The 16751-nt window shown below is 40.8% G+C and carries 7 protein-coding genes; 2 read left to right on the top strand and 5 right to left on the bottom strand.

The features are described from left to right. Positions 1–40 precede the first annotated feature (40 nt). Positions 41–1048, bottom strand: coding sequence for a substrate-binding domain-containing protein (locus L3V46_RS07680; RefSeq protein WP_004822573.1), 1008 nt, complete (start codon positions 1046–1048; stop codon positions 41–43). A gap of 858 nt (positions 1049–1906) precedes the next feature. Between L3V46_RS07680 and L3V46_RS07675 the strand changes: the two genes are divergently transcribed. Together L3V46_RS07675 and L3V46_RS07670 are read left to right on the top strand one after the other, a co-directional pair. Further along, complete coding sequence (locus L3V46_RS07675; protein ID WP_239045363.1) at positions 1907–2959, top strand: Rieske 2Fe-2S domain-containing protein; 1053 nt, start codon at positions 1907–1909, stop codon at positions 2957–2959. A 198-nt stretch (positions 2960–3157) separates the two neighbouring features. Beyond that, complete coding sequence (locus L3V46_RS07670) at positions 3158–3823, top strand: O-methyltransferase (RefSeq protein ID WP_239045362.1); 666 nt, start codon at positions 3158–3160, stop codon at positions 3821–3823. Between the two features lie 383 nt (positions 3824–4206). Here L3V46_RS07670 and L3V46_RS07665 read toward each other — a convergent pair whose 3' ends face one another. The 4 genes from L3V46_RS07665 to L3V46_RS07650 all read right to left on the bottom strand — a co-directional run bounded on the left by L3V46_RS07665 (position 4207) and on the right by L3V46_RS07650 (position 16581). Next, positions 4207–5049 carry a universal stress protein gene (locus tag L3V46_RS07665; protein WP_004719212.1) on the bottom strand — a complete coding sequence of 281 codons (843 nt, stop codon included), beginning with the start codon at positions 5047–5049 and terminating at the stop codon, positions 4207–4209. Positions 5050–5177: 128 nt separating this feature from the next. Further along, positions 5178–5795 (bottom strand): acyltransferase, encoded by a 618-nt coding sequence (locus L3V46_RS07660; RefSeq protein WP_096734469.1) that lies wholly within the window; start codon positions 5793–5795, stop codon positions 5178–5180. After that, a complete protein-coding gene (locus L3V46_RS07655; RefSeq protein WP_034615880.1) occupies positions 5788–6384 on the bottom strand; it encodes a YigZ family protein in 597 nt (198 codons plus the stop codon). Before L3V46_RS07655 ends, L3V46_RS07660 begins: the two co-directional genes overlap by 8 nt. Before the next feature lie 114 nt (positions 6385–6498). After that, positions 6499–16581 carry a BapA/Bap/LapF family large adhesin gene (locus L3V46_RS07650; RefSeq protein WP_239045361.1) on the bottom strand — a complete coding sequence of 3361 codons (10083 nt, stop codon included), beginning with the start codon at positions 16579–16581 and terminating at the stop codon, positions 6499–6501. Between the last annotated feature and the right edge of the window lie 170 nt (positions 16582–16751).

Genomic DNA, 16751 nt, shown 5'->3' with positions numbered 1-16751 from the left:
ATGGTAGTCACCCACCATCAGCTCCATTATTGCGGTTTTATTATTTACCAGCTTTAAAACCAGCCAATACTTTTGCACGTTCAGCGTCAGACAATGAAATCAAACCAGCTTTGTCTAGCTTAGAACCTTTACCAGATACTTTCTTGTTAAGGAAGTATTCAGTATATTCTTTTAAGCCTTTGATTGACTGTAAATGCTCACCTTTCACATAGAAGTATAAAGGACGAGATACAGGGTAAGTACCATTTAGTACAGTTTGCTCAGAAGGAACAACGTTGTTCACTGTCGCAACACGTAATTTATCTTTGTTTTGGTCATAGAAACCTAAGCCAAATACACCTACCGCACTTGGAGATGTTTTTAAACGTGCTAGAGTTTCAGTATAATCACCAGCAATTTCAATTACTTTACCGTCTTTACGGAAGTTAGAACATGCTTTTTTCTGTGCATCTTTGTCTAACTTTTTGAAGTAATCGTAAGTTTCGCAACCCGCTTCAACCATTTTCTCTTGGAACACTTCACGTGTACCGTGGTTAGAAGCTGGAACAACTAAAGTAATTGGCTCATTTGGAAGCGATTTATCAATTTGGTTCCAACGTGTATATGGGTTTGGTACCAATTTACCATTTGATGGTAATTCAGCTGCTAGGGCTGCAAATACATGTTGTGGACGTAATTTATAAGCTGCTTTGCTTGCATTTGAAGCAAAAACGATACCGTCATAACCGATTTTTATTTCTTGGATTTTATTTACGCCAGCTTTTTTACATGCTGCAATTTCAGTATCTTTAATTTTACGTGAAGCATTTGCGATATCAATTGTGTTATCGCCTACACCTGAACAGAACTGTTTAAGACCAGCAGAACTACCGCCTGAGCCAACTACAGGTGCTTTAAATTGAGGGAAAGTATTACCAAATTCTTCAGCAACAATACTCGCATAAGGAAGTACAGTAGAAGAACCAGCGATTTGGATGGTATCACGAGCGTTTGCTGCTACTGCTGCCCCTGAAACTGCTAATGCAAGTGCGATGTGATTAATGCGCATTCTTTTCTCTCTTAAATAAACTGCTATTTTGAAGTACACCACTTCTTGTTGTGTCGTACTTTTCGGATAACTGCATTTTGATTTTAAAATATGACAAATAAGTTACAGCTTTATGACGCTTTTATGATATTTGATAATTCACATTTGATTTTATTAAAAATCTTTTAAATTCAATATGTAAACAACTGTGTTCTATTTTTTAAATTTGAGGATATTACAATTCAAATTGTAATATTTCATGTGTATGTCACAAAAGCTGTATTAAGGTTTACCCATTTCAAGCGACACTCTATGTCGTGATAGCCTTATTTCCTTATCTAAAAACCCTTAAAATAAATAAAAAAGAGCAATTTAAATGATCAGATTAAATCGTAAAGAATGGCATGAAACTTTTCTAAAAATGGTAGCCTCAGCCAGCATGATCACGTTTATTATCTATATGAGTTGTTGGATTATTTACTTTTTATTGGCACAAATTAGCCAATACAATCTGATCCAAAATATTGTCATTAGTTTTAGCTTCATCAGTTTATTTATATTAACCATGCAAACCTTACGTTCAATGTATCAGGTCTACTATTTGCCTTTAATGAATAGTTGCAGGTTAAATTATCAAAAAATTATTTTCTTTTGCAGCAGTTTCTCCATCGCACTTATTGTAGTCAGCTCATTTTTATTAAATTTTGGAAAAATGTTAAAAGATTATTACAGCTAAGCAGATATAAATGATCGCCGCTGCGCATGCCTACTATGCAATCAAGTGTTCTATTTTTCTTAATCATTCCACACAATAATTGAAATTTCAAAGAACACAGCATTGTTTTATATTCAAATGAGCATTCCCTAAAAGATTTGAATATGAATAGCAAAACACTGAACAACTTTAACCCAGACCTCCCCGTTCATATGAGTTTCTCCGAACATGACTGGCAGCTCTTAGCCCAATATTGGTATCCAATTGCATTAGCAAGAGATATTACTGAGCAACCACTCGGAACCATGTTGCTGGATATGCCATTGGTCATTTATAAAATAGATACTGAAATCATTGTTGCCAAAGATGCCTGCCCACATCGCGGTGTTCCTTTAAGCATCGGAACAAATGATGGTCAAGGTATCGTTTGCCGTTATCATGGTTTACGCTTTGGTGAAAATGGAAAATGTAATCGTATACCTGCACACCCGAATCATAAAATTTCGGACCGTTTCCACCTAAAAACCTATGCTGCTGTTGAACGTTATGGATTAATCTGGTGTTCACTTTTTGCAAAAAAACAGGATATAGCCAATATTCCAAACATGCCGCATTGGGATGAGACCTCGTACCAACAACTGGTTTGTCCTCAAGTCGATTTAAAATGCTTTGCTGGTCGACAATTGGAAGGCTTTATCGATGTTGCTCATTTTGCATGGGTACATCCAGAAACTTTTGGTGATCCAGAAAATACTGAAGTGCCTGATTACACCACGCAAGAAACAGACTATGGTTTTAGTGCTGATTATATCAGTAGTGTAGGTCGTTACCCAATTGGTCTAGATCAATTAGGACAAGCGGATTTTCAATGGTTACGCCATTTTGAAATTCATTTGCCTTTTACCGCAACATTAACCATTCATTTCCCCAATCAAGCGAAACAGGTCATTATGAATGCTGCCTCACCCATGACAGCACGTAGTACTCGATTATTTGCCCCCATTTGTCGTAACTATGATCAAGATTTACCAATAGAAGATGCTTACGAATACAACCTTAAAATCTTTGAAGAAGATCGTTTGATCGTTGAGACACAAAAACCAGAATATCTACCTTTAGATTTATCCATTGAGGCGCACTTCCCTGCTGATCGCAGTTCAAGTATGTATCGCCGTTTATTAAGGAAAATTGGATTTAGCCCATTATTCGCCGCATAAATCAGTTTCATCACCATGTTTTATAGAAGTTGATCAGGCTTCTTTAAAACAATAAAACCTGAATGTATCGCTCTATATATTTATATTTTTCCAGTTGATTAAATTTAACTCAAAAGTTTCTATTAAAATTGCACTCTTCGATTAAAAGATTAAAATGCACATTACATAAATGAAGTGACTCCAATTAGGTGGTATAACATGCAACAAATGTGGTCAGACATCGATGCCTATATCGAATCACATTTAATTCCTGAAGATCCAATCCTCATACAAACATTAAAAAACACTGAGGATAAAGGATTTCCAGACCACCTTGCTGTTGCCGCAAATCAAGGCATGTTATTGCAAATGTTGATTCAAATGAACAAGTGCAAACGTGTTTTAGAATTAGGTACTTTTGCAGCATATAGCACCATGTGGTTAGCCCGTGCGCTACCTGAAGATGGCTATATTTTAACGATTGAAGGTCGTGATACGCATGCTGCTTTAGGTCAAGAAAATATAGATCAGGCCAAGCTCAAACAAACCGTTGAATTAAAGTGTGGTCGTGCAGCTGATATTTTAAAAGCGTTGCCTGAAGCTACAGAACCTTTTGACTTTATTTTTGTCGATGCTGATAAACAAAGCTATCCTGAATATTTAGAATTAAGCTTAAACCTGTCGCATTCAGGTACAGTGATTGTTTTGGACAACGTTATTCGTGCTGGTGACATTCTTGACCCAGACAACATCAAACCAAGTATTGAAGGGATCCGTAACATGTATAAAGCCATGCAAAACCATCCTAAAATTCTGTCATGTACAGCTTTGCAAACTGTAGGTAGCAAAGGGCATGATGGTTTTGCCATTGCAATTGTAAAATAAAGCATGCTGATTTAATTTTTAAAACTGCTATTTAGATAGCAGTTTTTTTATAGCTAAAGTTTTAACAAGTCCAGCTTAGCTTCAATCATTCTCCTGAGAGTTATCCCCTGAACTTGTTTGTAGAATTGTGGATAACTCAATAATGCTTTAATAAACCCATGAAAATAAAATACTTTTAATCGTCGATTAATTTTCAACCAGTTAAATTCATGGTTCATGAAAAAGTGCTTGCATTTCAAAATGCAATATTTTTATCAAATTTTTTAATCAAAAAAAATGCCACAAATCATATTATTTGTGGCATTTCATCTCTTCTGTTTGATCGGTCATTTGACTGAATGTCGATTGCTCAGGTCGCGTTGTCTTTTAGCTTCAAATCAAACTTATTTTGCGACCAACAATGGAACTGCAGCATTTCTAAAAATAGTGGTCGTTACACTACCCAAAAAGAACTGATGAATTTTACTATGACTAAATGCACCTAGAACAATCAATTGAATTTGATGCTGATCTTGATAATCCAAAATATTTTCAGCAACATCACCATAACGGTACTCTACCACCACATCTAAACCTGCATCTTTTAAACGTTGCGCAGGCTCATTGAGAATTTCAGGATGATCACCGACATAGAGTAAATGGCATTGTAAAAGTTTAAGCAAATCACTTTTTTCAACACGTTTTAGCATTTTTTGACATGTTTCTGAAAGCTCATAAGCAAAAATAAACCGTGTAGGTGGTTTAAATGTTTGTCCAACAGTTAATACGGTACTTTTGGTTCCACGAATAAAGTTTTCAACATTACTGCCCAATATTTTATTCTTCTCAGCTGAACGCTCACCCACTCGACCGATGACAGCGATATCATCTTCAGTCAATTCATTGAAGCTTTGTTCGAGAAAATCACCTTTGGCTTGAATTTGAATTGGTGTGATATTGTATTTTTCTTGAATCATTTCAGAAATATGCTTGAGTAAATTGTTACTGTAATCCAGTGCTAACTCACTTTGCTTTTGTTCAAGTTCAGCCAGCTCTTTAAGTAACATCGCATTACTTTCAAAGCCAATTACCCCACTAATTTCCCCTAAATGATAACTTGCAGGGTAATAATCCAATACTTGCAATAAAACCAGTTCACGACCAGTTTTTTGAGCAATCCATGCGGCTGCTTCTGCCAATGCATTGATGCACGGAGAAGAGTCAATACAAGCCACTACTCTGTTCATTTTAACCTCGCTTTAGCTTTACAGCTTTGGGTCTATATTATTTTAAATTAGCATAAGTTTTTATAAGTTTGGACAACTTTATGTAATTAATTCCATAATTTAATTATGTATTTGTACAAACTGTGCATTCATTCACGATAACGAATAAAACGCGCTGGGTTCCCTGCCACAATTTCTCGTTCAGCTACATTTTTAGTGACCATACTATTCATTCCAATCACCGCATGTGAAGCAATTTTTACACCATCTTTCACACCAACATGCGCGCCCAGCCAAACATCCTGACCAATTTCAATACCTTTGGAAGTCACAGCTTGTTGATAAACCGGAATATTCAAATCCATCCCATGATCAAAAGCATAAAGATGACAATAGGCGGCTATACGAACTTGATCATGCAATTTAATACCGACTTTACCCCCATCCAAAATACAATGATGGTTGATCGCGACTTCATTACCAATCTCTAACGGTCCATGCAAGGTACAATCCGCTGCAATAAAAGTATTATCCCCAATGACAATTTTCCGACCAGGCTCAGCAAAAATATGCGCCAATGGTGAAATAAAACAATTTTGACCTATTTCAACAGTTTCCATTGCCATCAAATACGCTTGATACTGCTGCTGCCACTGCTCCGCCCAAACTCGATTTTTCGGTTTAAGTGAATAATACAGCCACGGCATATAATTTAAGCGATGCTTATGTTGTTCACGATATTTCAATAATGGGTCTTGTTCAATCATCAACGTCTTCCAACAATTTAAGTTGCTCACGCCCACGCGTTACATCTTGAATTTTTAACTTAAGTGGATCAATTTGATGTATTTGTAATAATGCCTCAACTTCAACCCCATTAGCAGTATATTGTTCTGTATATTCAATACCTTGGGTATTTAATTCATACTGAAAAATTGACCATTCGCTGAATTGGCATTGAAAATAAATTTTCTTCTTTTCAATCAGTTCTATTTTTTCAGCCAAAAGTAGACATTGCCCTGCACAACCACCATAGGCACGAACTAAACCACCTGTGCCCAACTTGATGCCACCATACCAACGATTGACCAATACAATTGCATTGGTTAAATCATTGCCCTCAATGGTCGCAAGGATCGGGCGACCTGCTGTACCTGAAGGTTCACCATCGTCATTAAAACGAACATTATGACCTATTTTCCATGCCCAGCATTGATGTGTTGTTGTTAGATCTAAATGTTTTTCCAGAAACATTTTAACTTGCTGTTCATTTTCAACAGGCGCTGCAATGGCTTGAAATCGACTCTTTTTAATATCTTCCTCAAAAATCGTTTCGGATACAAGTGTATAAACCATAATGAAAATAAAACATTCAAACTCAATATATTGCCATTATAACGTGCTTTTAAAATACATTGGACAATAAAAAACCCTAAGCGAACTTAGGGTTTTTTCTATTCACTCACTAAGTTACAGGACAAGCTGATGATTTTGAAGCAAGAGTTTCAAGATATCATCTTCAGTTTTGCCGTTAAATGCAGCACCTGATTGCGCCAAATTATCCAATTGGAGTAAATCAGTTTTGCCAGTGTACGTAGTTCCTGCACCATCTCGATCTAGGGTGAGTGTGACATTATTACCATCAACTCTTACACCAAGATAGTTTTTCAAATAGTTTGCCGATGCTGTTAAATCAGCTGTGATATTTGCACTGTTAAAACCAATCAGTAAATCAGAAATATCAATGATGTCTGCATTCGTATCAGTGTTCACATTTCCAGAATGGAAGTCTGTCCAATGATCAACACCATTTCCACCACTTGCACTTGCACTTTCCAATACATGATATACAAGTACATCTGAACCAGCATGACCTGTAAAGGTATCATTCAGTTCACCACTAATCAGTGTATTACGTAGAGCATCACCAGTCGTTATTGCATCAACAGTTACTGTAAGAGATGCTATATGATCTTGACCAAAAACAGAGAGTTTGTAATCGAATACTTCTTGACGACCAATTACGCCTGCACTCGGTGTATACACATAGCTTCCATCACTTTTCACGAACAGACTGCCATATTCACCTTGCACAGTTACGCCGTTATATCCCACTTCAACAAAGTGGCCACTCCCCGTATCAATACTGAATTTTGCATAAGATGGATTATAAGTATCATCTGTCAACATATTGCCAGTAATTGCAGCAGGAGTTACTGGTGCAATTTCATTATAGTGAGTAATGTCTTGCGCTAAGCTCACTGTAGCATTAAATCCAAAACCTACATTACCCGACACAGATGCCGTAATTGTATAGGTTCCTGGTCCTAAATTAGGCATGTCGACAGTTATTGAACTTCCAAGTGCGTTGAGAAGAGGCTTACCGGTTATCGTACCAACAACTGTACCACTTTGATCTTTGATTGTAAGAACAACCGTAGGTAATAAAGAAATTGCAGATGGTATATTTACTTTAACTACAACATGTGAAGAGTCTGTATTCGCCACACTAAATGTTGTCGGAACATAAGTACCACTACCACCACCTAATGAACCTGCCACTGCAAAACTAGCACCTTGAGTCGTCTCACTTACTGTTTGCACCACATTCGTTACAGCACCAATAGCGACATGCTCTGCATTGTCTAGAATGATTGGGGCTGGAAGAGAAACATCATTTTGAGGATTTGTATTATCCCAAACCACGCCAGAGTTATCACCATCGATACGGATATTCAAATGCGCAGACGCTTCACTACCATTAAAGTCCTTGATCGTATAGGTAAATGTATCTACCTTACCAATATCCGCAGGATTACCATTACTTACATATTTATAATGCCCGTTTGGAGAAATATAAAGTGTTCCGTAAGCACCAACCACAACCGTGTTTGCACCTGATAATGTGACTGCAGGATCCCCCACTTCATTGGCCACTTTAGTGACAAATGTTGTTGTATTTACTTCATCTGCACCATCCACACTTGTAATTACATTTCCTTCTATGGTACTTGAACCTAAATATTTATTGGTCTGGTCTTGCATGGTTAATTCAACACCACCAAATAACTGTGCAGATGCTGTCGAATCCAATAAATTCAAGATTTGTTGTAATAAACCAGAATCCGTTGGTTTCTCTTGCAGTGCGATGGTATAAACGCCTGGTGGCAAATTATCTAAATTAATCTGACCAGAATAATTAAAGATAATGCCCAACAATCCAGGTGGAGTTAGCTTTACAGCATCTTCCACGATGAAGTGTTCTTTTTGTATTACACCATTTTCATCCACATATTGACGTTCAAGTACAGCATTGAAAAACTTATCTGCCGTACCTAATAAAGCACCAATAAGACCGCCTATCGCAGCACTTACAACACTACCGCTTACATTGACATGAATACTTGACGTGCTGTTTTCTTCAACTTCAAAATTAAATGGTACGGTATTTCCTAAAGAGATATTTAATCCAAGTAAATTTACGCCCAATAATTGTGAAGCTCTGCCATGTACACCAACATCATCACCCGCGGATTCATGATAATTTTTAACAGTTGCAAGGTCATCATGAGCAACAACCTGATCAACATGATCTGGTGGTGTTAATTCACCTGGGTCTGCTGGCGTTCCTGCAATATTAATAATGATTTGAGCTGTGTCAGATGTTGTTCCATTCGACAGCTTATAATCAAATATTTCAGTTTTTCCAAGAGCTGCTTCTCCGGCTGTCACCGTATAGGTAAAGGCTCCTGTTAGAGTATTAATTTCAAGGCTTCCATACTCTCCTTGAATCGTAACAGTACCTGGTGTAACAGACGTACCATCTATTTCAATGATCGAACCACCACTGACTACATCTTGTCCATTGCCATTATCAGCAAAAACATTGCCTGTTAATGCATAGTTAGCAAAAACTTCTTCAGTTCCCGTTACGCTAATATTTGTTTTTTCATAAATCGTTAATAAGTTTGATAATAAAGGAGCAACCGCAGCATTAACAATATAATCAATTACTCCAATTGGTAATACATCTAGTAACTGGTTCACTACACTTGAAAGTGGTAAACCGATTGTATTAACAGGGATTAAGATTGTATTGACTAAAGCGAGAATTGGAGCACCCAATACTGGGCCAAGTACTGCATTAATTGCTACTCCGATAGCTGCTGCATTTGAAGCCCCCAGAATTTCTCCTTCGCCTCCAAGGTCACTAATAGCAACATCTTTGAGTAACGTCGTTAGAGCACTATCATCTGCTTTAACTGCAACTGTATAATTACCTTCAGGTAAATTAGTGAAATCAAGTTTAATTGAGTCGTTACTATTCACGACACCAATGATTCCAATACCACCAACTGTGACAATTCCACCTTGGCTACTACCACGTGCAACCTCCACTGGTCCATTGGCGGTTTGCTGATAAATAACAATCTGAACAGCCTCACCGACCGAAATCAGGTCTTGTTGCGAAACTGTGACCGAAATATTACCAGTCGTTGCCTTACCTGCACTTCCTGTCGTTTGTGGAATTGAAAAATCTAGACCAGTAGCATTATTCCCTAAGAGATCAACAACTGCGATATCTGAACCCACAACTTCTGTACGGTTTTCACGAACTTCTTGACCTAGATTTAATGCAAACTCATCATTTACAGCATTAAGTGGCGGAAGAACAACTGAACCATTGTCTACCGCTGTCGGTGGAAGCGTTGCCGCATCATTGCCAGCTGCATCTTGGATCGCATTTGGATCATTACCCGTAGTTGGATCGGTATAACCCACTTCAACCGCTTGACCTGCTGTGACTGGTGTACCCAAGGTTAACACCACGTTATTGCCAACTATCTCTACCGAAATAATCGCAACCGCTTGACCATTTGCCGTCACTGTGAAGTCGCCAGCAACCGGTGGATGTAATGGATCTAGCGCTTCATCATAAGTCAAGGTCAACAGCGTACCTGTGGTATCTACTGCTGCACTCTCAAATGTCGGTGCTGTGCTATCCCCACCTGGAATAATCGAACCATTGTCTACTGTTGTTGCTGGAAGCGTTGCTGCATCATTGCCTGCCGCATCTTGAATCGCATTTAGATCATTACCCGTGGTTGGATCGGTATAACCCACTTCAACCGCTTGACCTGCTGTGACTGGTGTACCCAAGGTTAACACTACGTTATTGCCAACTATCTCTACCGAAATAATCGCAACCGCTTGACCATTTGCCGTCACTGTGAAGTCGCCAGCAACCGGTGGATGTAATGGATCTAGCGCTTCATCATAAGTCAAGGTCAACAGCGTACCTGTGGTATCTACTGCTGCACTCTCAAATGTCGGTGCTGTGCTATCCCCACCTGGAATAATCGAACCATTGTCTACTGTTGTCGCTGGAAGCGTTGCTGCATCATTGCCTGCCGCATCTTGAATCGCATTTAGATCATTACCCGTGGTTGGATCGGTATAACCCACTTCAACCGCTTGACCTGCTGTGACTGGTGTACCCAAGGTTAACACCACGTTATTGCCAACTATCTCTACCGAAATAATCGCAACCGCTTGACCATTTGCCGTCACTGTGAAGTCGCCAGCAACCGGTGGATGTAATGGATCTAGCGCTTCATCATAAGTCAAGGTCAACAGCGTACCTGTGGTATCTACTGCTGCACTCTCAAATGTCGGTGCTGTGCTATCCCCACCTGGAATAATCGAACCATTGTCTACTGTTGTCGCTGGAAGCGTTGCTGCATCATTGCCTGCCGCATCTTGAATCGCATTTAGATCATTACCCGTGGTTGGATCGGTATAACCCACTTCAACCGCTTGACCTGCTGTGACTGGTGTACCCAAGGTTAACACCACGTTATTGCCAACTATCTCTACCGAAATAATCGCAACCGCTTGACCATTTGCCGTCACTGTGAAGTCGCCAGCAACCGGTGGATGTAATGGATCTAGCGCTTCATCATAGGTCAAGGTCAACAGCGTACCTGTGGTATCTACTGCTGCACTCTCAAATGTCGGTGCTGTGCTATCCCCACCTGGAATAATCGAACCATTGTCTACTGTTGTCGCTGGAAGCGTTGCTGCATCATTGCCTGCCGCATCTTGAATCGCATTTAGATCATTACCCGTGGTTGGATCGGTATAACCCACTTCAACCGCTTGACCTGCTGTGACTGGTGTACCCAAGGTTAACACTACGTTATTGCCAACTATCTCTACCGAAATAATCGCAACCGCTTGACCATTTGCCGTCACTGTGAAGTCGCCAGCAACCGGTGGATGTAATGGATCTAGCGCTTCATCATAAGTCAAGGTCAACAGCGTACCTGTGGTATCTACTGCTGCACTCTCAAATGTCGGTGCTGTGCTATCCCCACCTGGAATAATCGAACCATTGTCTACCGCTGTTGCTGGAAGCGTTGCTGCATCATTGCCTGCCGCATCTTGAATCGCATTTAGATCATTACCCGTGGTTGGATCGGTATAACCCACTTCAACCGCTTGACCTGCTGTGACTGGTGTACCCAAGGTTAACACTACGTTATTGCCAACTATCTCTACCGAAATAATCGCAACCGCTTGACCATTTGCCGTCACTGTGAAGTCGCCAGCAACCGGTGGATGTAATGGATCTAGCGCTTCATCATAAGTCAAGGTCAACAGCGTACCTGTGGTATCTACTGCTGCACTCTCAAATGTCGGTGCTGTGCTATCCCCACCTGGAATAATCGAACCATTGTCTACTGTTGTCGCTGGAAGCGTTGCTGCATCATTGCCTGCCGCATCTTGAATCGCATTTAGATCATTACCCGTGGTTGGATCGGTATAACCCACTTCAACCGCTTGACCTGCTGTGACTGGTGTACCCAAGGTTAACACCACGTTATTGCCAACTATCTCTACCGAAATAATCGCAACCGCTTGACCATTTGCCGTCACTGTGAAGTCGCCAGCAACCGGTGGATGTAATGGATCTAGCGCTTCATCATAAGTCAAGGTCAACAGCGTACCTGTGGTATCTACTGCTGCACTCTCAAATGTCGGTGCTGTGCTATCCCCACCTGGAATAATCGAACCATTGTCTACTGTTGTCGCTGGAAGCGTTGCTGCATCATTGCCTGCCGCATCTTGAATCGCATTTAGATCATTACCCGTGGTTGGATCGGTATAACCCACTTCAACCGCTTGACCTGCTGTGACTGGTGTACCCAAGGTTAACACCACGTTATTGCCAACTATCTCTACCGAAATAATCGCAACCGCTTGACCATTTGCCGTCACTGTGAAGTCGCCAGCAACCGGTGGATGTAATGGATCTAGCGCTTCATCATAAGTCAAGGTCAACAGCGTACCTGTGGTATCTACTGCTGCACTCTCAAATATCGGTGCTGTGCTATCCCCACCTGGAATAATCGAACCATTGTCTACTGTTGTCGCTGGAAGCGTTGCTGCATCATTGCCTGCCGCATCTTGAATCGCATTTAGATCATTACCCGTGGTTGGATCGGTATAACCCACTTCAACCGCTTGACCTGCTGTGACTGGTGTACCCAAGGTTAACACTACGTTATTGCCAACTATCTCTACCGAAATAATCGCAACCGCTTGACCATTTGCCGTCACTGTGAAGTCGCCAGCAACCGGTGGATGTAATGGATCTAGCGCTTCATCATAAGTCAAGGTCAACAGCGTACCTGTGGTATCTACTGCTGCACTCTCAAATATCGGTGCTGTGCTATCCCCACCTGGAATAATCGAACCATTGTCTACTGTTGTCGCTGGAAGCGTTGCTGCATCATTGCCTGCCGCATCTTGAATCGCATTTAGATCATTACCCGTGGTTGGATCGGTATAACCCACTTCAACCGCTTGACCTGCTGTGACTGGTGTACCCAAGGTTAACACTACGTTATTGCCAACTATCTCTACCGAAATAATCGCAACCGCTTGACCATTTGCCGTCACTGTGAAGTCGCCAGCAACCGGTGGATGTAATGGATCTAGCGCTTCATCATAAGTCAAGGTCAACAGCGTACCTGTGGTATCTACTGCTGCACTCTCAAATGTCGGTGCTGTGCTATCCCCACCTGGAATAATCGAACCATTGTCTACCGCTGTTGCTGGAAGCGTTGCTGCATCATTGCCTGCCGCATCTTGAATCGCATTTAGATCATTACCCGTGGTTGGATCGGTATAACCCACTTCAACCGCTTGACCTGCTGTGACTGGTGTACCCAAGGTTAACACTACGTTATTGCCAACTATCTCTACCGAAATAATCGCAACCGCTTGACCATTTGCCGTCACTGTGAAGTCGCCAGCAACCGGTGGATGTAATGGATCTAGCGCTTCATCATAAGTCAAGGTCAACAGCGTACCTGTGGTATCTACTGCTGCACTCTCAAATATCGGTGCTGTGCTATCCCCACCTGGAATAATCGAACCATTGTCTACCGCTGTTGCTGGAAGCGTTGCTGCATCATTGCCTGCCGCATCTTGAATCGCATTTAGATCATTACCCGTGGTTGGATCGGTATAACCCACTTCAACCGCTTGACCTGCTGTGACTGGTGTACCCAAGGTTAACACTACGTTATTGCCAACTATCTCTACCGAAATAATCGCAACCGCTTGACCATTTGCCGTCACTGTGAAGTCGCCAGCAACCGGTGGATGTAATGGATCTAGCGCTTCATCATAAGTCAAGGTCAACAGCGTACCTGTGGTATCTACTGCTGCACTCTCAAATGTCGGTGCTGTGCTATCCCCACCTGGAATAATCGAACCATTGTCTACCGCTGTTGCTGGAAGCGTTGCTGCATCATTGCCTGCCGCATCTTGAATCGCATTTAGATCATTACCCGTGGTTGGATCGGTATAACCCACTTCAACCGCTTGACCTGCTGTGACTGGTGTACCCAAGGTTAACACTACGTTATTGCCAACTATCTCTACCGAAATAATCGCAACCGCTTGACCATTTGCCGTCACTGTGAAGTCGCCAGCAACCGGTGGATGTAATGGATCTAGCGCTTCATCATAGGTCAAGGTCAACAGCGTACCTGTGGTATCTACTGCTGCACTCTCAAATGTCGGTGCTGTGCTATCCCCACCTGGAATAATCGAACCATTGTCTACTGTTGTCGCTGGAAGCGTTGCCGCATCATTGCCAGCTGCATCTTGGATCGCATTTGGATCATTACCCGTAGTTGGATCGGTATAACCCACTTCAACCGCTTGACCTGCTGTGACTGGTGTACCCAAGGTTAACACCACGTTATTGCCAACTATCTCTACCGAAATAATCGCAACCGCTTGACCATTTGCCGTCACTGTGAAGTCGCCAGCAACCGGTGGATGTAATGGATCTAGCGCTTCATCATAAGTCAAGGTCAACAGCGTACCTGTGGTATCTACTGCTGCACTCTCAAATGTCGGTGCTGTGCTATCCCCACCTGGAATAATCGAACCATTGTCTACCGCTGTTGCTGGAAGCGTTGCTGCATCATTGCCTGCCGCATCTTGAATCGCATTTAGATCATTACCCGTGGTTGGATCGGTATAACCCACTTCAACCGCTTGACCTGCTGTGACTGGTGCGCCCAAGGTCAACACCACACTAGAGCCATTCACGGTAACACCTGTTACAGGTACCACCTGACCATCTGCGGTTACCACGAAACTGTTTAATGGCGGTAAGTTTGCTGAGTCTAGCGCTTCACTATAGGTCAAGGTGAGCGATGTGCCTGCTGTATCTAACGTTGCACTGACAAAGGTCGGCGCTGTGGTATCTCCACCAGGCACAGTTGAACCATTGTCTACCGCTGTCGGTGGAAGGGTTGCTGCATCATTACCAGCAATGTCTTGAATCGCATTCGGATCATTACCCGTAGTTGGGTCGGTATAACCCACAGTAACGGTCTGACCAGCTGTCACTGGTGTACCGAGAGTCAATATCACGACATTACCATTGACTGATATACCTGTCACATTAACAAGTTGGCCACCCACATTAACCGAAAAACTGCTCGATGGAGGTAAGTTAGCACTATCCAGTGCTTCACTATAGGTAAGGGTTAATTGTGTTCCTGAACTATCCACATGCGCAGATTGAAATTGTGGATTTGTGACATCACCTGCTGTAATTTCAACTGTTTTTGGATTACCTGCACCATCTGTCACAGTGACCGTAATAGTTTCACCGTCTGTAAGTGGTCGTGTTAATTGAACATTATCAACCGTGTTATTACCGGTGATTGTCCCTGTACCAATTACATTACCATGACCATCCGTGATTTTAACTTGACCCGTTTCATTTGAAGTAACTTCAACATGAGTTGCGTCTTGAATGGTTGTAGTGATCACAGGAGCAGTTACATCACCTGCTGTAATTTCAACTGTTTTTGGATTACCAGCACCATCTGTCACAGTAACCTTAATAGTTTCACCGTCTGTAAGTGGTCGTGTTAACTGAATATTATCAACCGTGTTATTACCTGTAATTGTACCTGTACCAATTACATTACCTTGACCATCCGTGATTTTAACTTGACCAGCTTCATTTGAAGTGACTTGAATATGGGTCGCATCTTGAATAGTTGTACTAATAATTGGCGGTGTTACATCACCTACCGTAATTACTTTTTCTGTTTGATTCCCTGCGGCATCAATAACGTCAACAATAATCTTACTGCCGTCAGTTAAAGGCGTATTTAAATCAACTATTAATTTTCCATCAGGACCAATTACACCCTCAGCAATTATTTGTCCTGCTTCATTTTTAATTATAACTTTACTACCAGGTTCATTTGAATTGACCTGAATAGTATCATTATCAATAATATTTATTTCGACTTCAGGTTTTGTAACATCACCAACATTTATTGTTTCAGTTGTTTTATTACCCGCATTATCCGTTGCTGTAATAGTAATTTTTTCATTATCAACCAAAGGTCTTGTTAAATTAATTTCAAGCGCACCTGCTTGATTTAGTTGTCCTGATCCAATTGTTTTACCACTCGCATCGACTATTGTAATTTTACTTGCTTCATCTGCAGTGATTTTAATTTTCTGATTATCTAAAATATCATAGCTTAGTTTTGGTCCTGTTTTATCAGCACTTCCTGAATGGCTTGAACCACCACTTCCCCCTGATGCTGCTGCAATTCCGATCGCCCCAGCTGCAGCTGCAACCCATGCCCATGCAGGTACAGCACTATGATGGCCAACTAAATACTCTTGAAAATCAGTAATCCCTAAATAATCAATTTTAGTTACAGTGCCAGTTGCATCAAATTCAAGAAAGTTAAGTAAATAATGCTTTCCATCTGCAGTTTCTATTGTAAATTCTTTTGGTTTTTCACCAATAAAGAAATCATCAATAACAACTTTTTCTCCATTTTTTAAATAAACCTCCAAATTATTATTAACTTTTACAATCTTGGCTATTTCTGCGCTATCAAGATTTACTTTATACACTGAGTAGTGTTTATTAACTAAATCTTGAGTGAGAACCTTAGCTGTTCCTTTTTCATAAATAGTGATGTTTTTCATAATATTTTTTCCGTCTTATAATTTACTGTTATGCAAAAAAGATAAATAAGTGAGATAAATTTCACAAGTGTATATTTTTAATATTAAAATCACATATACATATAAAAAACAGTGCTTGTCTATAATGGCTAAATGATTGGTCTTTTTTAAAACCATTACTTTGTGATGCA

This window comes from Acinetobacter sp. AG3 (genome assembly GCF_022343575.1).
Taxonomy (GTDB): Bacteria; Pseudomonadota; Gammaproteobacteria; order Pseudomonadales; family Moraxellaceae; genus Acinetobacter; species Acinetobacter guillouiae.
The sequence above is the reverse complement of the archived record's forward strand: the minus strand, read 5'-3'. Positions and strand labels throughout refer to the sequence as shown.

Bases quoted from the DNA above. Each gene is read 5' to 3' on its own strand.
- L3V46_RS07680 (WP_004822573.1), bottom strand. From the start codon at position 1,048: ATGCGCATTAATCACATCGCACTTGCATTAGCAGTTTCAGGGGCAGCA.
- L3V46_RS07675 (WP_239045363.1), top strand. From the start codon at position 1,907: ATGAATAGCAAAACACTGAACAACTTTAACCCAGACCTCCCCGTTCAT.
- L3V46_RS07670 (WP_239045362.1), top strand. From the start codon at position 3,158: ATGCAACAAATGTGGTCAGACATCGATGCCTATATCGAATCACATTTA.
- L3V46_RS07665 (WP_004719212.1), bottom strand. From the start codon at position 5,049: ATGAACAGAGTAGTGGCTTGTATTGACTCTTCTCCGTGCATCAATGCA.
- L3V46_RS07660 (WP_096734469.1), bottom strand. From the start codon at position 5,795: ATGATTGAACAAGACCCATTATTGAAATATCGTGAACAACATAAGCAT.
- L3V46_RS07655 (WP_034615880.1), bottom strand. From the start codon at position 6,384: ATGGTTTATACACTTGTATCCGAAACGATTTTTGAGGAAGATATTAAA.
- L3V46_RS07650 (WP_239045361.1), bottom strand. From the start codon at position 16,581: ATGAAAAACATCACTATTTATGAAAAAGGAACAGCTAAGGTTCTCACT.